Source organism: Streptomyces sp. BE303 (assembly GCF_036290945.1).
Classification (GTDB): Bacteria; Actinomycetota; Actinomycetes; order Streptomycetales; family Streptomycetaceae; genus Kitasatospora.
The window spans coordinates 20,379-42,369 of sequence record NZ_JAQYWZ010000864.1; the positions used below are offsets into that span (position 1 = coordinate 20,379).

Consider the following 21,991-nt stretch of genomic DNA (forward strand, 5'->3'; position numbering starts at 1 on the left):
GCCGCAACCACAGCCCGCGCTGCAGCCGCACCCGGCCGCGAGGACGGGCAACAGCCTCGGTGCGGGTGACTCGATGGTGTCGGGTGCCGGTGCCGGTCGGGTCGGGTTTGCCTTCATCGCGCTGGCCCCTCCTTCTGACGGGCACACTTCTGTGCCTACGGCATCGAGTGAAGCCGCCGACCGGAGGGAGCGTCAACGGGCGCGCAGTGGTGGGGAGTCCACGCATTCGTGCTTCCCCACCACCCCCGCTCCGGGTTTACTCACCCGCAGGGGTGAGGGCTGCCCGGCGCGGGACGCCCGCGACCGGGGTCACTCGGCCCCGGCGGCCGCCTCCGAGGCGGCGACGAACTCGTCCACGTGCTCACCGGTCACCAGGTAGACGACGCGCTTGGCCACCGAGACCGCGTGGTCGGCGAACCGCTCGTAGTAGCGGCCGACCAGGGTGACGTCCACGGCGGTCTCGATCCCGTGGTGCCAGCGCTCGTCGATCAGGTGCGCGAACAGCTCGCGGTGCAGCGCGTCGATCGCGTCGTCGTCCTGCTCCAGCTCCAGCGCCTTGTCGACGTTCTTGGTGGCGATCACCAGGCCGGCCTTGGCCACCAGCCGCTGGGCGAGCTGGCCCATCTCCAGGACCGTCGCGTGCAGGTCGCTCGGGACCGCCGACTCCGGGTAGCGCAGCCGCGCGACCTTGGCGACGTGGCGGGCGAGGTCGCCGCAGCGCTCCAGGTCGGCGCTCATCCGCAGGGAGGTGACGACGATCCGCAGGTCGGTGGCGACGGGCTGCTGGCGGGCGAGCAGGTCGATCGCCCGGTTCTCCAGCTCGTGGTGCAGGTCGTTGACCTTCTCGTCGGCGGCGATCACGCTCTCCGCCAGGGCCAGGTCCGCGTCGAGGAGCGCGGTGGTGGCCCGCCCGAGGGCCGAGCCGACCAGCCGTGCCATCTCGACCAGGCTGTCGCCGATCGAGTCGAGTTCCTCGTGGTACGCGTCGCGCATGATCTCTCCTCAGTAGCTGTGTCGGTGGCGGTGCCGACCGGTCATCCGGTACGACCGCCGTACGGCGCACGGGTGACCGCTGCTGGTGGCGCGAATCGTACGCGCGCACCTCGGGTGGCGGACGGTTGTTCTACTCCGCCACCTTCCCCACACGGGCTGCCCGGCCAACTCTCGGCCGTCCGGGCGACCACGCACGACCCGGACGGTGAACCGGCAGCTACCTGAAGGTGAATTCTCGGCAACGTGCGGCCGATCCCTTGATCCGACCCTGGGGGAGTGGCCGCACCGTGCGCTTAGGCTGGCGGTATGGACGTGAACGTGGCCGCCGCCGCTGCCTGCGCCATAGCCGGGCTCGGCGTCGGCCTCACGGCCTCGATCGCTTTCCGTTGGAGCGAGCGCGAGCAGGCCAGGGGCAGGTACGGCGGCACCAACCGGAATCAGGGGCCCAGCCCCGCGCAGGAACCCCCGCTCCCCCCGGGGGTCGACACCGTCCTCTCCGTGCTGCGGTCCTGCGCGATCGTGCTGGGCGAGGGCGACGAGGTGGTCAAGGCCAGCTCGGCGGCGTACGCCATGGGGCTGGTGCGCGGCGGTGCGGTCGCGGTGGACCAGCTGCTCGCGCTGGCCCGTGCCACCCGCCGGGACGGCGAGATCCGCCAGGCCGAGATGGAGCTGCCCCGCCCGGGCGCCGCCCGCGCCGCCGAGCCGCTCGCGGTCTCGGTCCGGGTCGCCCCGCTGGGCTCCCGGCTGGTCCTGGTACTGGTCGAGGACCAGACCGACCGCCGCCGGGTGGAGGCCGTCCGCCGCGACTTCGTCGCCAACGTCAGCCACGAGCTCAAGACCCCGGTCGGCGCCCTCTCGCTGCTCTCCGAGGCGGTCGCGGACGCGTCCGACGACCCCGAGGCGGTGCAGCGCTTCGCCGGCCGGATGCAGATCGAGGCCACCAGGCTGGCCAGCCTGGTCCAGGAGATCATCGACCTGTCCCGGGTCCAGGACGACCGGCTGATGGTCGACCCGGAACCGGTCGCGGTGGACGAGCTGATCGCCGAGGCGATCGACCGCTGCCGCCAGCAGGCCGCCGCCAAGCAGATCCTGATCGCGGCGGGCGGCATCGCGGGCCTCTACCTGCACGGCAACCGCGGCCAGCTCGCCGCCGCGCTCGGCAACCTGGTCGAGAACGCCGTCAACTACAGTCCGCCGCGGACCAGGGTCGCGATCGCCACCCGCCGGATCTCCAGTGCGGCGGCGCTCGGCGAGGCCGACGGCGAACTGATCGAGATCTCGGTGACCGACCAGGGCATCGGCATCTCCGAGAAGGACCGCGAGCGGGTCTTCGAACGGTTCTACCGGGTCGACCCCGCGCGCTCCCGGCAGACCGGTGGCACCGGCCTCGGTCTCTCCATCGTCAAGCACGTGGCCGCCTCGCACGGCGGCACGGTCTCGGTGTGGAGCGTCGAGGGCCAGGGCTCCACTTTCACCCTCCGCCTGCCCGCCGGGCAGGCCCCCGTGGACCAGTTTCCCCACACGGGGAAGCCCGCGGAACCCCTGTCAGAAACAACCCCCCAGCTTGCCCCGGAGGCCTGATCGTGACCCGAGTACTGGTGGTAGAGGACGAGGAGTCGTTCAGCGACGCCCTGTCGTACATGCTTCGCAAGGAGGGCTTCGAGGTGGCCATCGCCGCCACCGGCCCCGACGCGCTGGAGCAGTTCGAACGGAACGGTGCCGACCTCGTCCTGCTCGATCTGATGCTGCCGGGGCTGCCCGGTACCGAGGTCTGCCGCCAGCTCCGGGTGCGCTCGAACGTGCCGGTGATCATGGTCACCGCCAAGGACAGCGAGATCGACAAGGTCGTCGGTCTGGAGATAGGTGCGGACGACTACGTCACCAAGCCCTACTCCACCCGTGAGCTGGTCGCCCGGATCCGCGCGGTGCTGCGGCGCCGCGGCGAGAGCGAGGGCCCGGGCGACGGCGGCGGCCCCGGCGCGCTGGAGGCCGGTCCGGTCCGGATGGACGTCGACCGGCACGTGGTGACGGTGGACGGCGCCAAGGTCGACCTCCCGCTCAAGGAGTTCGACCTGCTGGAGATGCTGCTCCGCAACGCCGGCCGGGTGCTCACCCGGATGCAGCTGATCGACCGGGTCTGGGGCGCGGACTACGTCGGCGACACCAAGACGCTGGACGTCCACGTCAAGCGTCTGCGGGCGAAGATCGAGCCGGACCCGGGCGCGCCGCGCTACCTGGTCACGGTCCGCGGCCTCGGCTACAAGTTCGAGCCGTAAACCGGCCCGGAGGACTCCGGGACGAGGGCGTGCGCGCCGTCGCCCGCAGGGCAAGGGGAACGCCCCTCCGGCACTCGCCGGAGGGGCGTTCCCCTTGCCCTGCCCGGGTGCGGCCGGGCGCCGTGCCTCAGTGGTGGGCGGCGGACGGGCTGCCCGAGGCGGGGGCGGTCGGGGTGGCGGCCTTCTTGGGCGGCACGGCCCCGGGGGCGGAGGTCGGGCCGAAGCCCTGGTACAGGCCCTTGTTCGGGCTGACCGAGGCCTCCGTCTCGAGCTTCTCGTGGTTCTTGAACGCGAACGCGGTGTTCACGTAGCCGCCCACGCTCAGGCTGGCCGAGGCCACCTTGGCGGACGGGTTGCCCTGACCGCCGAGCAGCACCGCGCCGCCGGGCGGGACGACGATGGTGCTCAGCGGGGCGCCCTTGTCGTCCGCGAAGGTGGCGGTGGCGCCGCTCCCGACGGTGATGGACTGCAGCTCCAGGGCCTCGGCGCCGGTGTTGCTGATGTTCACCGTCACATTGGCGGGGCCGGTGTGCTCGCCGGAGGACTCGTCCCCCGTGACCACGACGATGTTGTTCAGCCGGATGTCGGCGCCCAGGGTCGCGGCCGCGTTGTCGGGCTTGATCTCCAGGGTCTCCGGCGTGTTGCCGGCGGCGCAGGAGGACAACGAGGCGATGGCGAGGGCGGCGATGGCGGCGATGCTGCCGCGTCGAAGGCTGCGGCTCACGGCGGCGGCTTCTCCCTAGGTCACGTGTCGGTAGGTCAGGTCTCGGTCGGTGGATCCGGTCTCAGATTATCGACCTCGCTTATGCCGTCCTCACGGGGTGGTCCCCGTGTCGCGCCCCGGAAGGTTCAGGGGCGTCCGTACGGCCGCACGTCCACGTGTTCAGGTCAACAACGGACCAAGATCGGATCACGATCGGGAAACGGCCCGATAAACGGTGAAAACTCAAGATCCAATCACGGTTTCGAGAGTGTTGCGGCAGGTTTCGGTGAGCGTCGGAACCGCCTCCGACCTGCGGGAAGCCCGCGTCGAACACCGGTCGCAGCACGTCATGGGGGTGCTTGTCAAGCCCCGAGACCGGCCCTGACCTGCGAAAACGCCCTTCGGGTGCGGTGAAAAGCGTGTTATTCTGGAAAGCCACGGAAGGGGTCCTGTCACATGACGTTCAAGGTTGGCGACACGGTGGTCTACCCCCATCACGGGGCTGCGCTGATCGAGGCCATCGAAATTCGCCAGATCAAAGGTGTGGACAAGACCTACCTGGTGCTGAAGGTGCAGCAGGGAGACCTGACGCTCCGCGTGCCCGCCGAGAACGCGGAGTTCGTCGGCGTGCGCGACGTAGTCGGCCAGGAGGGTCTGGACCGGGTCTTCGAGGTGCTTCGCGCACCGTACACCGAAGAGCCGACCAACTGGTCCCGTCGCTACAAGGCGAACCTGGAGAAGCTCGCTTCGGGTGACGTTATCAAGGTCGCCGAGGTTGTGCGCGACCTCTGGCGTCGTGAGCGTGAGCGCGGTCTCTCGGCCGGAGAGAAGCGCATGCTCGCCAAGGCGCGCCAGATCCTCGTCAGCGAGCTCGCGCTGGCGGAGAACACCAACGAGGACAAGGCGGAGACGCTGCTCGACGAGGTGCTCGCCTCGTAGCGGCCGTCCGCTCCACAACGCTCACAGCGCCCGATGCCGGCGCGCCGCTCACCGGACCGATGGCCGGTGGGTGGTGCAGTGGCACTTCGGGCGCTGAGGCGTGTCCGGACGACGCCCCGCACCCGGGCGGCCCGGCCGGCCTCGGGTCTGCATGACCGTTTCTGCTGATTCCGCGGGCGGAGGACGGTGGTGCTTCGGAAGGGGTCCTCGCCCGTCGTGCACGCCATGGCCATACCCACTTCTCCGAAGGAGTGAAACCTGAACGCCACAGCAGCAGTCGCAGCAGCAGTGGTGCCCGCCGCGGGACGCGGCGAGCGGCTGGGGCCCGGTGCCCCGAAAGCCCTGCGTGACCTGGGCGGCGTGCCGCTCCTGGTGCACGCCGTCCGGGCGCTGACCCGCAGCCGCGCGGTCGGCCTGGTCGTGGTCGCGGCGCCCGCCGACGGGGTGGCCGAGGTGGTCGCCCTGCTCGACAGCCACGGGCTGGAGGGCAAGGACATCCGGGTCGTGGCCGGCGGGGAGACCCGCCAGGAGTCCGTCCGGCTGGGCCTGGCCGCCATTCCCGCCGGGGTCGGGATCGTCCTGGTGCACGACGCGGCCCGGCCGCTCGTGCCGGTCGAGGTCGTCGACGCGGTCGCGGCCGCCGTCCGGGCCGGGGCGGAGGCGGTGGTGCCGGCGGTGCCGCTGGCCGACACCGTCAAGCGGGTCGAGCCCGCGCCGGGCGGACCCGAGCCGGTGCTCGACACGCCCGACCGGTCCACCCTGCGCGCGGTCCAGACCCCCCAGGGGTTCCGCCGGGAGACGCTGGCCGAGGTGCACGCCAAGGCGCTGGCCGAGGAGGCCGGGGGCGCGCTGCCGCCGGTCACCGACGACGCCGGCCTGGTGGAGCGGTACGGCGGCCGGGTGGTCGTGGTGCCCGGTCACGAGGAGGCGTTCAAGGTGACCCGCCCGCTGGACCTCGTGCTCGCCGAGGCCGTGCTCGCCCGCAGGAGGGCCTCCGATGGCTACTGAGCCGACCGCCGGCGCCGCCCCGGTGATTCCCCGGGTCGGCATCGGCACCGATGTGCACGCCTTCGAGGCCGGCCGCCCGCTCCGGGTCGCCGGCCTGGAGTGGCCGGGCGCCGAGTACGGCCTGGCCGGGCACTCGGACGCCGACGTGGCCGCGCACGCGGCGTGCGACGCGCTGTTCTCCGCCGCCGGGATCGGCGACCTGGGCGCGCACTTCGGCACCGACCGGCCCGAGTGGGCCGGGGCGTCCGGGGTGACGCTGCTCGGCGAGGCGGCGCGGCTGGTCCGCGCGGCCGGCTTCGAGATCGGCAACGTGGCGATCCAGGTGATCGGTATTCGGCCGAAGATCGGCAAGCGTCGCGAGGAGGCTCAGGCCGCGCTCGCCGCGGCGGTCGGCGCGCCGGTGTCGGTGTCCGGCACGACCACCGACGGACTGGGTCTCACCGGTCGGGCCGAGGGGCTGGCCGCGATCGCCACCGCCCTGGTGTACGAACGCCGTTGACGTTCCCACCGCCCGTTCCGGTGGTGCGCCGCCGGTCCTTCCGGAAGCCTGTCGAGGGCCGGTCCGGTCGCGGATCGGGCGGTGGCGTCACCGGATCGGGGGAACCCGCTCGGGAATAAGCGACGGGTGACGGGTGTTCAGAAGGGCTGCCGGGGGACCGAGTCGCTACCGTTCGGTGCGGGCCCCCGCCGGGCCCGGCCCCGCCCACCGGGCGATCTGTCCACCGCCGTTTGACGAGAAGAACGAGGTCCCGATGGCCGCACATCTCTCCGACCAGGCCAAGACTCTGATCGACGGCAAGAGCTTCGCCGTGATCTCCACGCTCCAGCCGGACGGCAGCCCGCAGTCCTCCGTGGTCTGGGTGAAGCGGGACGGCGACGACATCCTGTTCTCCACCGTCGAGGGGCGCCGCAAGCACCTCAACCTGGTGAAGGACCCGCGCGTCTCGTTGGTGATCAACCCGCCGGAGAACCCGTACACCTACCTGGAGGTGCGCGGCGAGGTCACGCTGACCCGTGAGGGCGGCCGGGAGCTGATCGACGAACTCGGCCTGAAGTACCGCGGCGAGCAGAAGTACACGTACGACGGCCCGGACGACGTTCGGGTGGTCGTCCGGCTGAGTCCGCGGAAGGTGGTCGGCTCGATCTGACCCTCCCGGGAACGGAGGGGGCGCCTCCTCTACGTCACAGAGCGGAAACGGCTCTGCAGCGGTATTGACATTCCAGAATGTCGCGGGGCACCCCCTCCTGCCCACTACGCTTGACGCTGTGAGCATTCGCCTGTACGACACCAGCACCCGCCAGGTACGCGACTTCGTCCCGCTTGTACCGGGTTGTGTCTCGATCTACCTGTGCGGCGCTACCGTCCAGTCGGCGCCACACATCGGGCACATCCGGTCCGGTCTCAACTTCGACATCATGCAGCGGTGGTTCGCCTACCGCGGCTACCAGGTGACGTTCGCCCGCAACGTCACCGACATCGACGACAAGGTGATCGCCAAGGAGCGCGAGCTCGGCACGCCCTGGTGGCAGATCGCCTACGCCAACGAGCGGGCCTTCAACGACGGTTACTCCGCGCTGGGCTGCCTGCCGCCGACCGTCGAGCCACGGGCCACCGGGCACGTCCCCGAGATGATCGAGATGATGCGGGGACTCATCGCGCGCGGGCACGCCTACGCGGCCGAGGGCAACGTCTACTTCGACGTGAAGTCCTTCCCGGGCTACCTCGCGCTCTCCAACCAGAAGCTGGAGAACCTCCAGCAGCCCGAGGGCGAGGGCGAGACCGGCAAGCGGGACCAGCGCGACTTCGCCATGTGGAAGTCGGTCAAGCCCGGCGAACCCAGCTGGGAGACCCCGTGGGGCCGCGGGCGCCCGGGGTGGCACCTGGAGTGCTCCGCGATGGCCCACAAGTACCTGGGCACGGCCTTCGACATCCACGGCGGCGGGCTCGACCTGATCTTCCCGCACCACGAGAACGAGATCGCCCAGTCCAAGGCGTTCGGCGACGACTTCGCCAACTTCTGGGTGCACAACGCGTGGGTCACCATGCGCGGCGAGAAGATGAGCAAGTCGCTCGGCAACTCGGTGCTGGTCTCCGAGATGGTCCGGCGCTGGCGGCCGATCGTGCTCCGCTACTACCTGGCCGCACCGCACTACCGCTCGATGATCGAGTACAGCGACGAGTCGCTGCGCGAGGCCGAGGCCGGGTTCGGCCGGATCGAGGGCTTCATCCAGCGGACCGTCGAGCGCTGCGGAAAGGTCGACGCCGCCCCCGAGGTGCCGCCGGCCTTCGCCGAGGCGATGGACGACGACCTGGGCGTGCCCCAGGCGCTGGCCATCGTGCACACCGCCGTCCGCCAGGGCAACAGCGCCCTCACCGCGGACGACAAGGAGAACGCGGTGGCGCGATTGGCCGAGGTCCGTGCGATGCTCGGTGTACTGGGACTCGACCCGCTCGACCCGCACTGGGCCGGGGCGGAGCGCGGCGAGGACCTGCACGGCGTCGTCGACTCGCTGGTCCACCTGGTCCTGGAGCAGCGGCAGGCGGCCCGGGCCCGCAAGGACTTTGCCACCGCGGACGCCATCCGCGACCAGCTCGGGCTGGCCGGACTGGCCATCGAGGACACCCCGTCCGGCCCGCGCTGGACGATCAACAACCAGTAACCCCCGGGCGACCGAGGGGTGAGGTGGGGCCGTACCTGACCGGTGCGGCCCTCCCGCATGACGGAGCGCATGCCGTCGGCCCCCACCGGCTTCCGCCGGAGGGGCCGGCCATGCCGGACAGACAGACAGGAAGTACAGCCATGGCCGGCAACAGCCAGCGCAGGAACCGCCGCAACCCCGGGTCGAAGAAGGGCGCGAACGTCGGTACCGGCGGCCACAGCCGGAAGGCGCTCCAGGGCAAGGGCCCGACCCCGCCCGGCGCCGAACGCAAGGGCCACCCCAAGCAGCGGGCCGCCAACGCCGCGATCAAGCGCGAGCGGGACGCCAAGGCCCGGGCCGGCATGCGCCGCGCCGGTGGCGGCGGTCGCGGCGGTCGCGGCGGCGCCGGTGCCGCGGAGCTGGTGGTCGGCCGCAACTCGGTGGTCGAGGCGCTGCAGGGCGGCGTGCCGGCGACCGCGCTGTACGTCATGCAGTTCATCGACACCGACGACCGGGTCCGCGACGCCTTCCAGGCCGCCAACGACCGGGGCATCCCGCTGATGGAGGCCCCGCGCCCGCAGCTGGACCAGATGACCGGCGGCCTGAACCACCAGGGCCTGGTCCTCCAGGTCCCGCCGTACGAGTACGCGCACCCGGAGGACCTGCTGGCCGAGGCCGCGGACGCCGCCCAGGACGCGCTGATCGTGGCGCTGGACGGCGTCACCGACTCCCGCAACCTGGGCGCCGTGGTCCGTTCCGCCGCCGCCTTCGGCGCGCACGGCGTGGTCATCCCCGAGCGCCGGGCGGCCGGTATGACCGCCGGTGCGTGGAAGACCTCCTCGGGTGCGGCCGCGCGGCTGCCCGTCGCCCGCGCCACCAACCTGACCCGGACGCTGGAGGGCTACCAGAAGGCGGGCCTGCTGGTGGTCGGCCTGGCCGCCGACGGCGAGGCCGAGATCGGGGACCTGGAGGCGCTGACCGGGCCCGTCGTGATCGTCGCGGGCAGCGAGGGCAAGGGCCTGTCCCGGCTGGTCTCGGAGACCTGCGACCTGCTGGTGCGGATCCCGATGTCCGGGCTCACCGAGTCGCTGAACGCCGGTGTCGCGGCGAGCGTCGTGCTGTACGAGGCGGCGCGGCTCCGCTCCAAGGTCGGCTGACCGGAAGGCACACGCGGGGCGCGCGGCGCAAGGGGTTCTCCGGAATTCCCCGTCGTCCGTCCGCAAGACGAGTGAAAGCGATCGGGCCCGACCGGGCCCGATCGCTTTTCTCATGATCACTTCAAGGGGGCTCCCGATATCCACCCGGGAGAGTGTCCTAACCGGGCGTCACCCGGTTAGACGGGTGTGGACACCAGAACACCTCGGCGCCCCCTCCTGGGCGGCGGCAGCACCGGGATAGAGGCCGAACCCGGCCTCACCACCGTCAAGGTGCCGTCCGACCCGGCGCGCCTCAGCAGCACCCAGGCGAGCTTCCGGCTCAATCTCGGCACCCCGGTGGCGCCACTGATCGAGGCTCCGGCCGGACTGCTGTCCACCGGCGCCGCGTTCGGCGACCCCTACGCCACCCAGGGACTGATCCGCCGTTCGCCGGTCACCCCGCAGGTCGTCGTGCCCGCCTCCACGGTCTCGGCGCTCACCGGCGGGGCCGGCGGGCCGCGCCGCAAGGGCCGCGTCACACCGGTCACCTGGACCGGCGAGGCGCGGCCGGGCGACGTCGCCGCCACCCAGTTGCTGGAGGCCGTCCGGCTGGGCGGAGTCCCGGCACCGGCCGGTGCCGGCGGGCGCGGCTCCCTGGCGGACGACGACACCCGGCTGATCCCGCCGTACGGCGGCTCCCGGACGGTCCCGCGCCAACCGCGCGAGGGAGCCGGCACGGCCACCGAGGCCGGCGTCGGGCCGGTCGGCGCGCCCCAGGGCTGGACGCCCAGCGGCGAGCTGCCGGAGGTCTCCGCCGCCGGGGCGGAGGGCAGGCAGCCCTGGTACCCCGGCCGCCGGGTCGACCTCGGTCTGGTGCTGCTGCCCCTGCGCGCGGTGCTCGGCGCGCTCTCCGTCTACGCCGGGTTCAGCAAGCTCTGCGACCCGGTGTACTTCGACGGCGGCGAGCGCGGATCGATGATGCGCTGGCTCTCCTCGCTGCACCCCTGGAAGGTCGCCGATCCGCTGCTGGCCTTCGCCATGGCGCACCCGGTCGGCTCCGGCCTGGTGGTGTCCTTCACCGAGATCGTGGTCGGCGTGCTGACCGTCCTCGGCCTCTGGCAGCGGCTCGCGGCCGGTGCGGCGATGGTCCTCTCCGCCGCACTGCTGTTCACGGTCAGCTGGCGGGCCGTCCCGGTCTACGACACCCCCGACCTGATCTTCCTGGCGGCGTGGAGCCCGCTGCTGATCGCCGGCGCGCCGTTCGGCTCGCTGGACGGGCGGCTCAACCTGGAGGCCTGGCGGCGGTACGGTGCCGACGCCCCGGCCGCGCTGCGCCGCCGGGTGGTGCGGCGCGGTGCGGTGGTCACCGCGGTGGTGGTCGGACTGACCCTGCTGGTCGGCTCGATGCTGGGCGCGGCGGTCCGCACCGGCGCCCGCCCGCACCCGGCGCCGTCCCGGCCGGCCACCGACTACGGCACCCCGGTCTGGCCGAGCGGCGGGCCGTCCGCCGCGCCCGGCGGGAAGGGTCCGTCCACCTCGCCCTCGCCCTCGCCCGCCGCCTCCCGGCCGGCCTCGCCGACCGCCCCGGCGACGTCCGCCCCGCCGTCCGGCGCCCCGACCTCGCCCAGGGCGGCGACGGCCACGCCGAGCGGCAAGGCGAAGTCGGCCAAGCCGGAGAGCGGTGCGGCCAGCCCGGCCGCGCCGGCCGCCTCGGCGCCGCCCGCCGCCCCGGCACCCGCCGGGTCGGCTCCCGCGCCGCGCAGTACGCCGGCCTCGGGCGGCGGCTCGGGGACGGCGTCGAAGCCGAGCCCGAGCAGCGGCGCCGGCACCGGCGGCGCGCCGACCGGCTCGGGTACGGGCAGCGGCTCGGGCTCGGGGCTGCTGGGCGGTGTGCTCGGGAGCGGGCCGCTGTCCGAGCTGGCCGGCGGCGGCGCGCGGAACTCCCGTCCGGGGGCCCCGACGGCCACCTGACGGCCCGGGACGACGACCGGCCGGGTACTCCGTGGGGGAGCACCCGGCCGGTCGTCGTGGGCCGGTGACCCGGCGGGCTGCTGCGGTGGCTCCGGCGGGCGCGGTGGCGGCTGCGGGAGGCCACCGCGGGGATCAGGCCCGCCGAGGGGGACGGATCACCGAGGGAGACGGATCACCGGGGGCGGACCGAGGGGCGGGGCGGGGGCGGATCACTGCGGGGCGCGGCCGGCGCCGGCGGCCAGCTCCTTGGCGGCCTCGGTGAGGTCCTTGGCGGTGTCGATGGCCCGCCAGTAGACGCCCTGCGGCAGCTGGTAGCCGGCCAGCCGCTTGCTGCGGGCCAGCTGGGGGAAGGTGGTCCGCTCGTGGTCGCCGACGTCCGGCAGCAGTTCGGCGAACTCCGGGCTGAACACGTAGAGCCCGGCGTTGATGAGGAACGGCGAGGGCGGGGCCTCGATGAAGTCGAGGACGTTGCCGAACTGGTCGGTCTCGACCGCGCCCCACGGGATCCGCGGGCGGGCCAGCGCGAGGGTCGCGACGGCGTCGCGCTCGTGGTGGAACGCGGCCATGTCGCGCAGGCTGAACCGGGTCCAGATGTCGCCGTTGGTGGCGTACCAGGGTTCGTCGGGGCGGGGCAGGGCCGCGGCGGCGTACTTGAGCCCGCCGCCTCGGCCGAGCGGCTCGGCCTCGACCACCGTGCGGACCTTCATCGGCAGGTCGGCCTTGTCGAGCCACTCCTCCAGCACGTCCGCGAGGTGGCCGCAGGAGACGACCGCGTCGGTGACGCCCTCGGAGGCGAGCCAGGCCAGCTGGTGGCCGAGGATCGGCGTGCCCGTGCCCGGGATCTCGACCAGCGGCTTGGGGCGGTCGTCCGTGTAGGGCCGCAGCCGCGAGCCCTGGCCACCGGCCAGGATGACGGCCTGGGTCACGGGTACCGGGCCGGGCGGGGGCTGGTGGGCCGGTTGGGCGGCGGCGGGGCCGGAGTCAGCGCTCATGGCTGAACAATAGGCGCGGTACCGGGCCCGCGGGCCGGCATCGCGCGGACCGGGTGGTGCCCCGGGTCAGGCGGAGGCGCCGGAGGCGAAGGCGCCGTCACAGACCGGGCGGGCGAAGGACCGGGCGCGCTGGACGTCGCCCTGGTACTTGCGCACCGCGGCCTTGCCCAGCTCGGTGGCGAGCGAGGTGCAGTACGGCGTCAGCGCGGGCTGCTCGCGCATGGAGCGCTCCAGCAGGTCCAGCGCGCTGCCCGGGTTGTGCGCCCGCAGCTCGTCCAGGAGCACGACGCGCAGCGCGTCCTGGGGGGCGAGCCCGTCGGGGGCCCTGCCGGCGGTCGCCGACCGGCCGATCCCGGCGCCGTCCCCGCTGGACGCCGCCACGACCTGCTGGTCCAGCGCGGTCGGCGGTGCCCACGGCACCCTGGTCACGGCGAGGGTGCCGGTGGTCACCAGGACGACGGGCAGGGCGAGGGCGACGGTCTGGCCGATTCGGCGAACTAGCTGCTTCACGCTCAGGAGAGTAGCGGTGGGTGGGCGCCACATCGCCCTCCGTTACACCATCGGGTGACAGGATGTCCGGGTTCGTCCCTGCACCGTGTTGACGTCATCACCCGTTGGGGTGGCCGGACGCGGCGGAGCCCCGCCGGACCGGTGACGGTCCGACGGGGCTCCGACGGGGTGCTGCGCGCCACGGCCGGCCGGAGCCGGTCGGGGCCGCTCAGTTGGAGAGGCGGGCGCCGCTGCTGGTGGAGAACACGTGGGTCTCGTTGGCGATCGGCACGACGTGGATGGTCTCGCCGCGGGCCGGGATCTGGCGGCCGTGCACGCGGACCACCAGGTCCTTGTCCGCGCCGCCGATCTGGGTGGTGCCGTACACGAAGCCGTCCGAGCCGAGCTCCTCGACCACGTTGACGGTGACGGCGACGCCCTCGATGCCGCCCGAGGGGACGATCTCGAAGTGCTCCGGGCGGATGCCGACGGTCACGGTCTTGTCGGTGCCGGCGCCGGACAGGTCCTCGCGGGAGATGTTGACGACCGAGCCGCCGAACTTCACGCCGCCGTCGACCAGCGGCACCTCGACCAGGTTCATCGCGGGCGAGCCGATGAAGCCGGCGACGAAGAGGTTGGCGGGCCGGTCGTACATGTTGCGCGGGGTGTCGACCTGCTGCAGGAGGCCGTCCTTGAGCACCGCGACCCGGTCGCCCATGGTGAGCGCCTCGGTCTGGTCGTGGGTCACGTACACCGTGGTGATGCCCAGGCGGCGCTGCAGGCCGGCGATCTGGGTACGGGTCGAGACGCGGAGCTTGGCGTCCAGGTTGGACAGCGGCTCGTCCATCAGGAAGACCTGCGGCTCGCGGACGATCGCGCGGCCCATCGCGACACGCTGGCGCTGACCGCCGGAGAGCGCCTTCGGCTTCCGGTCCAGCAGCGCGGTGAGGTCGAGGATCTTGCCGGCCTCCTCGACCTTGGCGCGGATCTCCGACTTGTTGACGCCGGCGATCTTGAGCGCGAAGCCCATGTTCTCGGCGACGGTCATGTGCGGGTACAGCGCGTAGTTCTGGAACACCATCGCGATGTCCCGGTCCTTCGGCGGCAGGTGGGTGACCTCGCGGTCGCCGATGCGGATCGCGCCGCTGTTGACGTCCTCCAGGCCGGCCAGCATGCGGAGGCTGGTCGACTTGCCGCAGCCGGAGGGGCCGACGAGGACGAGGAACTCGCCGTCCGCGATGTCCAGGTCCAGGGCGTCCACCGAGGGCTTGTCGGCCCCGGGGTAGACACGGGTCGCCTTGTCGTACGTCACAGAAGCCATGGCTGTGCTCTCCTTCACCGGCAGGAACGTGCCGGACGATCCGAGTAAAGGTGGGGGAATCGCTGTCGCCGGCTCGATCGGCCGTGGTCTGAACCACGGCGCGCACCGGCTTCCGGCGACGCTACCTGCGCTTCCGCCGATTGTCAGCCCCCGGCCGATCGGAATTCGGCATCGGTTCCATCACGTCCGCTCCCCGGGGGCGGCTCCCGCCCAACCCCCGGATATCCCCCCACCGGCCCGTTCACGCCCGGTAGACTGCCCCCGGTGCCGCCGTGACCACGTCGCGGACGGTCACCATGCCTCCTTAGCTCAGCTGGCCAGAGCACCGCTCTTGTAAAGCGTAGGTCGTCGGTTCGAATCCGACAGGGGGCTCAGCACGTCACCCCGGCCGGGCTCCGGCTCCGGACCGCGGGTGGCTCGGCCGACGGCCCCGGGCGATGCGCCCGGGGCCGTTCGCGTGGGCCCGATCGCGTGGGCCGGCGGGCTCGATCGCGTGGGCCTGTCCCCGGCGGGCGGGGCGGCCACCGGCGCCCGCCCGTCCGCCCGCCACCTTTTTTCTGCGCGCCGCCGCGACGGCCGTCCGGGGCTGCCGGGCCCCCTGCGCGCGGCCGGGCGGCTCCTCGCGACATCCGGACGATTCTCCGAGAACCACAGCTCAGCGGGTCGGCCGGTGCGCCCGGGGCGGTCCGCGGGTCCGGGGGCGCACGGTGACGGATCGGATCAATGGGGATCGTGTGAGACCGGTTCGCCGCTAACGTTGTCACGGTCCGGTCACCTAACGTGCGTATTCCATGACTATCCTGACGTCGCGTCAGGCCCGTGCCGAGAACGAGGTGCACGGTGCCGACCCATTCCCCGGCAGCGGTTTCCCCTGGCTGGCCGGGGTGGTGAGGCTGCCCGCGTACGGAATTGAGCCCTGAGGAAGGAACGGCAGATGGACGCGATGCCCGGCCGGGAGCCGGCGCGGCTCGTGTATCACCCCGCCGGCCAGGATGCCGAGTTGAGAGCCGCGGTCGACGACCTGCGGGCCGGACGGTGGCTGTCCACCCGGACTCTGCTGGACTCGACCGGGCGCGACTGGAGCCGGAGATCGGCGAGGACCCAGGTGCTGAGTGTGGTCGCGCCCCGTTCCGACGCGCTGGAGCACTGGGCCCAGGAGGAGCCGGGGAGTCCCGACCTCGCGATCCTGCGGCTCCGGGTCGAGGTGGAGCGGGCCGCCGCCGCCCACGCCGCGGGACGCCGGGACGCCGTCGAGCTGGAGCAGAACGCGCGGCAGTCGAGCTGGCGCGCGGTGGAGGAGCACCCCGCCGACCCGGTGCCCTGGCTCTGCCTGCTCACCCTCGCCACCCTGGACCCCGAGCAGCGGAGGGCCGAACACCGCGATCCGGGACCGGACATGATGCTGCCGCCGGGCCCCTGGGGCCTGTTCTTCGAGGCGAACCGGCGCGATCCGTTCAACCGCGAGGCGCACGTCCGGATGCTGCGGTACTGGCTGACCGTGCGCCGCTGGTCGGCGACCGACTTCGTCAACTTCGTGCTGCCGAACGCGCCCTACGGCTCGCCGCTGTTCGTGCTGCCGCTGTACCTGTCCGTCGAGCAGTACCGCAGCGACCGGCGGCGGGACATCGCGCGCCGCCAGTGGCTGAGGGAACCCCACCGGGACCGCGCCGTGGCCGCGTTCGAGAGCTGGACCGCGACGGAGCAGCCCGACCAGTGGCCGGTCGTCGACCTGAGCCATCTCGCCCACGCGCTGTGGGCCGGTGTCCGGATGAGGGAGGCCGTCGAGGTCTTCGGTGCCCTCGGGTCGTTCGCGTCCCAGGCGCCGTGGATCCACGTCGCCGACTCCCCGGAACTGGCGGAGAGCCTGCTGCTCACCGCCAGGCACCAGGCCTACGTCGGCAGTTCGAGCGGCCAGAGCTGAACCCGCCCGCCCTGCCGCTTCCCCGTCCGCACGAATCCGTCCCCCCGGAGGTCCGGCGATGCCACCCGCACACGCAACTCCCAGCAGCGACGACAGCCAGCTCCGTCGCCTCGGCTACGAGCCCAAACTCAACCGCAGAATGGGCGAGTTCGGGAACTTCGCGATAAGTTTCTCGGTCATCTCGATCCTCAGCGGCTGCATGACGCTGTTCGGCTTCGGCCTGAACACCGGAGGCCCGGCCGTGATGCTCTGGGGCTGGGTCGGGGTCGGGCTGATGGTCGTCCTGGTGGGCATGGCGCTCGCCGAGGTCACCAGCGCCTACCCGACCAGCGGCGCCCTCTACTTCATGGCCCACCGGCTCGGCGGTCCGCGCTGGGGCTGGGCCACCGGCTGGCTGAACCTGCTCGGCCTGGTGGGCGGTATCGCGGGGATCGACTACGGCGCCGCGTCGTTCGTCGGCGCGCTGGCCAACCTCCAGTGGGGCTTCGAGCCGACCCCGGGCAAGCTGTTCCTGATCTTCATGGTGATCCTGGTGGTCCACGCCGGGCTGAACCTCCGCGGCGTCCGGCTGGTGTCGGTGCTCAACAGCATCTCGGTCTGGTGGCACCTGGGCGGCGTCGTGGTGATCGTCGGCGCGCTGATGATCGTGCCCTCCCAGCACCAGGACACCACCTGGGTGTTCACGCACTTCGTGAACAACACCGGGTGGACCAACCCGATCTACGTGTCCTGCCTGGGTCTGCTGCTGGCGCAGTACACGTTCTCCGGCTACGACGCCTCGGCGCACATGTCGGAGGAGACGACGCGGGCGTCGGTCTCCGCCGCGCGCGGCATCGTCCGGGCGATCTGGGTGAGCTGGATCGCCGGCTTCGTGCTGCTGGCCGGCATGCTGTTCGCGATCCAGGACTACGCGGGCACCATCGACTCGGCCACCGGGGTGCCGCCGGCCCAGATCTTCCTCGACGCGCTGGGCCTCAACGGCGCCAAGGCGCTGCTCGCGGTGGTGATCGTCGCGCAGCTCTTCTGCGGCAACGCCGAGACGGCGGCGGCCAGCCGGATGGTCTTCGCGTTCTCGCGGGACGGGGCACTGCCGGGCTCGGCACTCTGGAGCCGGGTCTCGCCGCGCACCGGGACCCCGGTGGCCGGCGTCTGGCTGGCCGTGGGCGCGGCACTGGTCCTGGCCCTGCCCGCGCTGTACAGCCCGGTGGCGTACGGGGCGGTGACGGCGATCAACGTCCTGGGGATGACCCCGGCCTACGCGATCCCGATCTACCTCCGGCTGCGCAGGGGGAAGGCGTTCCAGGCCGGCCCGTGGACCCTGGGCCGGTGGAGCCGGCCGATCGGGGTGGTGGCGGTCTGCTGGGTCGCGGTGGTCACCGTGCTGTTCTGCCTCCCCCAGGCGTACCCGGTCACCTCGGACACGTTCAACTACGCGCCCGTCGCGCTGCTGGTGGCGCTCCTGGGCGCGGGCCTGTGGTGGCTGAAGGCCGGCCGTTCCTACAACCCGCCGGTGCAGCAGAGCGCCGAACTGACCGAGCTGACCGGGAGCGTGATCTGATGTCCGGCGGACCGGCCGCCCGTCGTCGGCGGGCGGCCGCCCCCTCCCCGGCGCTCCCGGTCTCCTCGGAGGCGCGCCCGGTCGGTGCCCCCGCCACCGGTCCGCTGCGGGCCCTGGTGCGCGGCGGCGGGGTCGACACCGTGCTGCTGGCGGCGGTGGACTGGCAGGGCCGGCTCAAGGGCAAGGAGTTCGACGCCGGGGTGCTGCTGGACCGGCTGGGTTCCGGGCGGCTCGCCCCGGAGATGTGCGGGTACGTGTTCGACACCGACCTGGGCATGTCGGCGGACGGGAGCGGGGCACTCGGCTCGTGGGGGACGGGGTTCTCCGACGTGGCCCTGGCGGCCGACCTCGCGGACGCTCGGCTGCTGCCGTGGCTGCCCGCGACGGCGCTGGTGCCCTGCCGCCCGGTGTCCGGCGGCGAACCGCTGCCGGTGGCGCCGGACACGCTGCTGGACGACCAGCTGACCCTGCTGGCCGAGCACGGCCTGAGCGTGCAGGTCGGTGTGGAGACGGAGTTCGTGCTCTACGAGGGGAGCGTCCGGGACGCCGCCGGCCGGGACTTCCGCCGGCTGCGCCCGGCGACCTGGGACAACCGGGACTACGCCCTCGACCAGCCCCGCACGGTCGCCGACTTCACCCGGAGCCTGCGCCGGGCCCTCGCGGGCGCCGGCCTGCCGGTGGAGGCCGTGAAGCTGGAGGGCGCCCCCGGGCAGGTGGAGGTGACCTTCCCGTACGGCGACCCGCGGCTCGCCTGCCTCCAGCACGTGCTGTTCAAGCACGCCGTCCGGGCGGTCGCCGACCGGCACGGCCTGGCGCCGACGTTCATGGCGTCCCCGGCCACCGGCACCGGCAGCGGGATGCACCTGCACGTCTCCCTGTACGGGGCGGACGGGCCGGTGCTCGGCGGGCCCGGCGGTACCGCGCTGTCGGACCTGGGCGAGCAGGCGGTGGCCGGACTGCTGGAGGTGCTTCCGGTCACGGCGCCGCTCTACGCGCCCTACGTGAACTCCTACCGCCGCTTCCGCGACCACTCCTTCGCCCCGACCCGGTTCACCTGGGGCCGGGACAACCGCGCCTGCGCGGTGCGGGTGGTCGGCCACGGCGCGGGCCTCCACCTGGAGATCCGGCTGCCGGGCGCGGACGCCAACCCGTACGCGGCCCTCGCGGCCGTGCTCGCGGGGGTGCGGCACGGCATCGGGAACGGCCTCAAGGCCCCCCGGGCCAGCGAGGGCGACGCCTACCTGGACACGGGGGCGGCGCGGATCCCCTCCCACCTCGTCGAGGCGGTCGGGTCGTTCGAGCGCAGCGAGCTGGCGGCCGGGCTGCTCGGCGACCGGCAGGTCGCCCACCTGGCGGGCCTCGCGCGGCTCGACCTCGACCACCACAACGGCGTCGTCACCGACGCGGAGGTGCGCCGGGGGTTCGCCCAGGCGTGACCCCCGGGACGGCCGGTCGCCGCACGTGAGTGCCGCGGCCGGCCGTTCTGCTGCCCGCCGCGCGGCCCGGTGCGCCTTCGGCCGCGCAACCGTGGGCGCTCCGCCCGGTCGAGGGGTGCACGTCCGCCGGCCTCAGGGGGCGGGCGTCCGGCGGGCGGGCGTTCGGGCGGCCGGGCGCAGCCGCCGGAGGGTCCAGCCGCCGGGGGACAGGGCGGTGGTGCGGGCGGTGAAGAGTTCGGCGGCGCGGCGGTAGGAGAGGCGACCGCGGCCGGTGTGGGGGCAGCGGTCGGCGGCGGGGGTGGCCGCGGGGGCCCGCCGGTCGGTGAGGAACAGCGGGCCGGCGGTGCGGCCGGTGAGGAGGAGCGGGAGCAGTCGGGCGGTGCCGGTCTGCCAGCGCAGGGGCGGACCCGGGGGGCGGGTGCGGCGGCCGGGGAGGTCGAGGTCGTCGACGTCGAGGGCGAGGACGGCTTCGACGGTGGCTCCGCTCTCGTGCAGCAGGCGCCAGAGGGTCTGCTCGCGGAGCGGCGCGCCGAGGGCGAAGAGGGTGTGGAGCTGTTCGGGGGTGAGCGGGGCCGGGGCTGCGGCGTGGGCGGTGTGCGGGCGCAGGCCGGCGGCCGGATCGGTGTCGATCCAGTCCTGGGCGCGCCACCAGGAGGTGGCGGCCCGCAGGATGGCGAGCTCGCGGTTGAGGGTGCGCGGGTCGGCCTCGCCGGCGCGCCGGTCGGCGGCGGCCAGGAGGCGGGCGGGGGTGTCCGGGTGGTCGAGCCGGGCGAGCGGCAGGACGGGCGGACGGGCGCGGCGCCGCTCGGGGCCGGTGGGGGCGGGGCGGCCGGCCAGGGCCCAGGTCCAGGTGTGCAGGGCGATCCGGTAGACGCGGCGGGAGGCGGCACCGAGCCCGGAGGCGGTCAGGTAGCGCTCGACGGCGACGGCGTACTCGACCGGCGGCTGGGGTGGCATCGGCGTCTTCTTTCCGCAGTAAACAGCGATGTCCGAGGGCGCCGGAGTAGTGCTTGCCATCGCAGTAAATAGCAGGTGGGAGAGGGTTTTCCGGGAGTTTACTGCGGTGGTGGCGCGGTTTCGAGAAAATGAGTCGAATAGGCTCAGGTTTTTCACCGGAAGTCCTTGTCGGCGGCCTTCGTGCGCGGGCAGACTTGGCGCCCGTGACAGGGGAAGCGGAGTGGGGGCGGGCCCGCCGCCGACGGCCGGACGGCCGTCTGGCCGTGCTGGGGGAACGTGATTTCGGGTGGTTCTTCGTCGGTTACGCGACCTCGCTGGTCGGCTCCTCGATGGCGCCGGTGGCCGTGGCGTTCGCGGTGCTCGACGGCGGGGGCGGCGGGACCGAGCTGGGTTGGGTGATGGCTGCCCGGATCCTGCCGATCGTGCTGGTGATGCTGGTCGGCGGGGTGGTCGCCGACCGGCTGGGCAGTCGCCGGGTGATGCTGGGGTCGGACGTGCTGCGCTGCGCGGTGCAGGGCGGGTTCGCGGCGGCGCTGGCGACCGGGCACGCGCCGGTCTGGGCGATGGCGGCGCTGGTCGCCGCCTGGGGGCTCGGCGAGGGGCTGTTCATACCGGCGCTGGGCGCGTCGGTGCCCGCGCTGGTGCGCCGGAAGGAGCGTCTGCCGGACGCCAACGCCCTGCTGGGGCTGGCCCGTTCGGTGTCGATGGTGGCCGGACCGGCGCTCGCCGGGGTGATCACGGCGGGGTACGGTCCGGGTGCGGTGCTGCTGATCGACGCGGTGACGTACGGGATCGCTGCGCTGGCGCTGGCCCGGACCTCGGCGGTCGGGCCGGTCGGGCCGGGCGGGCCGACCGGGGAGGCCGGGCCGGGCGCGGGTGGCGCGGACTCGATGTCGGCCGAACTCCGCGCCGGCTGGGCGGAGTTCCGCTCGCGGCGCTGGCTCTGGGTCACCACCGTGCAGATGGCGCTCTTCAACCTGCTGGTCTGGGCGCCGTTCCTGGTGCTGGGACCGCTGACCGCGCAGCGCGAGCTGGGCGGGGCGCGGGCCTGGGGCCTGGTGATGGGCGTGTACGGGGTCGGTGCGGTGCTGGGCGGCCTGCTGATGCTGGGACGCAGGCCGGCCCGGCCGCTCGCGGTGGCGACGGTGGCGAGCCTCGGTTGGGCGCTGCCCTCCGCGGCGCTCGCGGCCGGGGCGGCGCTGGGCTGGACGCTCCTGGCCGCGTCGGTGGCCGGGGCGGGATCGGCGGTCTGCGGCGCGCTGTTCGACTCGACGCGGCAGCGCTGGGTGCCGGCCGGGGTGCTGGCCAGGGTGACCGCGTTCGGCGGACTGGGCGCGTTCGTGCTCGGGCCGCTCGGCCTCGCGGCGGCCGGGCCGGTGGCCGACCGGGTCGGGGTGTCCCGCGTCCTGCTGTTCGGCGCGGGGTGGCAGCTGCTGGCCGGGGCGGCCGTGCTGGCGGTGCGCGAGGTGCGCGGCCGGGGCTGGGACGGGCCGGCGCAGCCGCCGGGGGAGGCGGCGCCGGCTGCGGCGGGCGTGCGCCCGGGGCCCGGCGGGGGGCCCGACTGACCGGGCCCGCCGAGGACCGGCCACGGCACGGCGGCGCGGTACGGCGGCGCGGCGCGGGAGCGCGGTAGCGGCGCGCGGTACGGGGG

At 73.6% G+C, this 21,991-nt stretch carries 20 protein-coding genes and 1 tRNA gene; 15 read left to right on the forward strand and 6 right to left on the reverse strand.

Annotated elements, in window-relative coordinates:
• Window positions 1-309: 309 nt before the first annotated feature.
• Window positions 310-993, reverse strand: coding sequence for a phosphate signaling complex protein PhoU (phoU, locus tag PUR56_RS30785; protein WP_329885604.1), 684 nt, complete (start codon window positions 991-993; stop codon window positions 310-312).
• Between the two features lie 306 nt (window positions 994-1,299).
• Here phoU and PUR56_RS30790 point away from each other — a divergent pair, with 306 nt between their 5' ends.
• Both PUR56_RS30790 and PUR56_RS30795 read left to right on the forward strand, forming a co-directional pair.
• Window positions 1,300-2,574, forward strand: coding sequence for a sensor histidine kinase (locus PUR56_RS30790; RefSeq protein ID WP_329885603.1), 1,275 nt, complete (start codon window positions 1,300-1,302; stop codon window positions 2,572-2,574).
• Window positions 2,575-2,576: 2 nt separating this feature from the next.
• The gene (locus PUR56_RS30795) at window positions 2,577-3,269 is read left to right on the forward strand and encodes a response regulator transcription factor (RefSeq protein WP_327678296.1); all 693 of its coding nucleotides are present in this window, start codon (window positions 2,577-2,579) and stop codon (window positions 3,267-3,269) included.
• A 127-nt stretch (window positions 3,270-3,396) separates the two neighbouring features.
• Here the strand turns inward: PUR56_RS30795 and PUR56_RS30800 are convergent, their stop codons facing one another.
• Entirely contained in the window at window positions 3,397-3,993 is a 597-nt protein-coding gene (locus PUR56_RS30800) for a DUF461 domain-containing protein (protein WP_329885602.1), read from the reverse strand.
• A gap of 435 nt (window positions 3,994-4,428) precedes the next feature.
• Here PUR56_RS30800 and PUR56_RS30805 point away from each other — a divergent pair, with 435 nt between their 5' ends.
• The 7 genes from PUR56_RS30805 (at window position 4,429) to PUR56_RS30835 (ending at window position 11,666) form a co-directional block, all read left to right on the forward strand.
• Complete coding sequence (locus tag PUR56_RS30805) at window positions 4,429-4,911, forward strand: CarD family transcriptional regulator (protein WP_030244332.1); 483 nt, start codon at window positions 4,429-4,431, stop codon at window positions 4,909-4,911.
• A 258-nt stretch (window positions 4,912-5,169) separates the two neighbouring features.
• Complete coding sequence (gene ispD / locus PUR56_RS30810; RefSeq protein WP_329951436.1) at window positions 5,170-5,919, forward strand: 2-C-methyl-D-erythritol 4-phosphate cytidylyltransferase; 750 nt, start codon at window positions 5,170-5,172, stop codon at window positions 5,917-5,919.
• The gene (ispF, locus tag PUR56_RS30815; RefSeq protein ID WP_329885601.1) at window positions 5,909-6,418 is read left to right on the forward strand and encodes a 2-C-methyl-D-erythritol 2,4-cyclodiphosphate synthase; all 510 of its coding nucleotides are present in this window, start codon (window positions 5,909-5,911) and stop codon (window positions 6,416-6,418) included. Before ispD ends, ispF begins: the two co-directional genes overlap by 11 nt.
• Window positions 6,419-6,671: 253 nt before the next feature.
• Complete coding sequence (locus PUR56_RS30820; RefSeq protein ID WP_329885600.1) at window positions 6,672-7,067, forward strand: PPOX class F420-dependent oxidoreductase; 396 nt, start codon at window positions 6,672-6,674, stop codon at window positions 7,065-7,067.
• A gap of 118 nt (window positions 7,068-7,185) precedes the next feature.
• On the forward strand, window positions 7,186-8,580 hold the full coding sequence (gene cysS / locus PUR56_RS30825) for a cysteine--tRNA ligase (protein WP_329951387.1): 1,395 nt from the start codon (window positions 7,186-7,188) through the stop codon (window positions 8,578-8,580).
• A 140-nt stretch (window positions 8,581-8,720) separates the two neighbouring features.
• Window positions 8,721-9,716 carry a 23S rRNA (guanosine(2251)-2'-O)-methyltransferase RlmB gene (gene rlmB, locus PUR56_RS30830; protein ID WP_329885598.1) on the forward strand — a complete coding sequence of 332 codons (996 nt, stop codon included), beginning with the start codon at window positions 8,721-8,723 and terminating at the stop codon, window positions 9,714-9,716.
• Window positions 9,717-9,902: 186 nt separating this feature from the next.
• Window positions 9,903-11,666, forward strand: coding sequence for a DoxX family protein (locus tag PUR56_RS30835; protein WP_329951388.1), 1,764 nt, complete (start codon window positions 9,903-9,905; stop codon window positions 11,664-11,666).
• A 209-nt stretch (window positions 11,667-11,875) separates the two neighbouring features.
• Here the strand turns inward: PUR56_RS30835 and PUR56_RS30840 are convergent, their stop codons facing one another.
• The 3 genes from PUR56_RS30840 to PUR56_RS30850 form a co-directional block, all read right to left on the reverse strand.
• On the reverse strand, window positions 11,876-12,658 hold the full coding sequence (locus PUR56_RS30840) for a nucleotidyltransferase family protein (protein ID WP_329885596.1): 783 nt from the start codon (window positions 12,656-12,658) through the stop codon (window positions 11,876-11,878).
• Window positions 12,659-12,724: 66 nt separating this feature from the next.
• Complete coding sequence (locus tag PUR56_RS30845; RefSeq protein ID WP_329951389.1) at window positions 12,725-13,168, reverse strand: hypothetical protein; 444 nt, start codon at window positions 13,166-13,168, stop codon at window positions 12,725-12,727.
• Between the two features lie 208 nt (window positions 13,169-13,376).
• Complete coding sequence (locus PUR56_RS30850; protein ID WP_329885594.1) at window positions 13,377-14,468, reverse strand: ABC transporter ATP-binding protein; 1,092 nt, start codon at window positions 14,466-14,468, stop codon at window positions 13,377-13,379.
• 298 nt (window positions 14,469-14,766) lie between these two features.
• On the opposite strand from PUR56_RS30850, the gene PUR56_RS30855 reads away from it, so the two are divergent.
• The 5 genes from PUR56_RS30855 to PUR56_RS30875 all read left to right on the forward strand — a co-directional run bounded on the left by PUR56_RS30855 (window position 14,767) and on the right by PUR56_RS30875 (window position 19,383).
• Window positions 14,767-14,840: transfer RNA gene (locus PUR56_RS30855), tRNA-Thr, on the forward strand.
• Between the two features lie 419 nt (window positions 14,841-15,259).
• Window positions 15,260-15,388 carry a hypothetical protein gene (locus tag PUR56_RS30860; RefSeq protein WP_329885593.1) on the forward strand — a complete coding sequence of 43 codons (129 nt, stop codon included), beginning with the start codon at window positions 15,260-15,262 and terminating at the stop codon, window positions 15,386-15,388.
• A gap of 14 nt (window positions 15,389-15,402) precedes the next feature.
• Window positions 15,403-16,389, forward strand: a complete 987-nt coding sequence (locus tag PUR56_RS30865) for a hypothetical protein (RefSeq protein ID WP_329951390.1) — start codon at window positions 15,403-15,405, stop codon at window positions 16,387-16,389.
• A 58-nt stretch (window positions 16,390-16,447) separates the two neighbouring features.
• Entirely contained in the window at window positions 16,448-17,947 is a 1,500-nt protein-coding gene (locus PUR56_RS30870; protein WP_329951391.1) for an amino acid permease, read from the forward strand.
• Window positions 17,947-19,383 carry a glutamine synthetase family protein gene (locus PUR56_RS30875; RefSeq protein WP_329951392.1) on the forward strand — a complete coding sequence of 479 codons (1,437 nt, stop codon included), beginning with the start codon at window positions 17,947-17,949 and terminating at the stop codon, window positions 19,381-19,383. The genes PUR56_RS30870 and PUR56_RS30875 overlap by 1 nt, the downstream gene beginning before the upstream one ends.
• 132 nt (window positions 19,384-19,515) lie before the next feature.
• Here PUR56_RS30875 and PUR56_RS30880 read toward each other — a convergent pair whose 3' ends face one another.
• Window positions 19,516-20,340, reverse strand: a complete 825-nt coding sequence (locus PUR56_RS30880; RefSeq protein ID WP_329951393.1) for a hypothetical protein — start codon at window positions 20,338-20,340, stop codon at window positions 19,516-19,518.
• Window positions 20,341-20,543: 203 nt separating this feature from the next.
• Here PUR56_RS30880 and PUR56_RS30885 point away from each other — a divergent pair, with 203 nt between their 5' ends.
• Window positions 20,544-21,905, forward strand: a complete 1,362-nt coding sequence (locus tag PUR56_RS30885) for an MFS transporter (protein WP_329951394.1) — start codon at window positions 20,544-20,546, stop codon at window positions 21,903-21,905.
• Window positions 21,906-21,991: the final 86 nt, after the last annotated feature.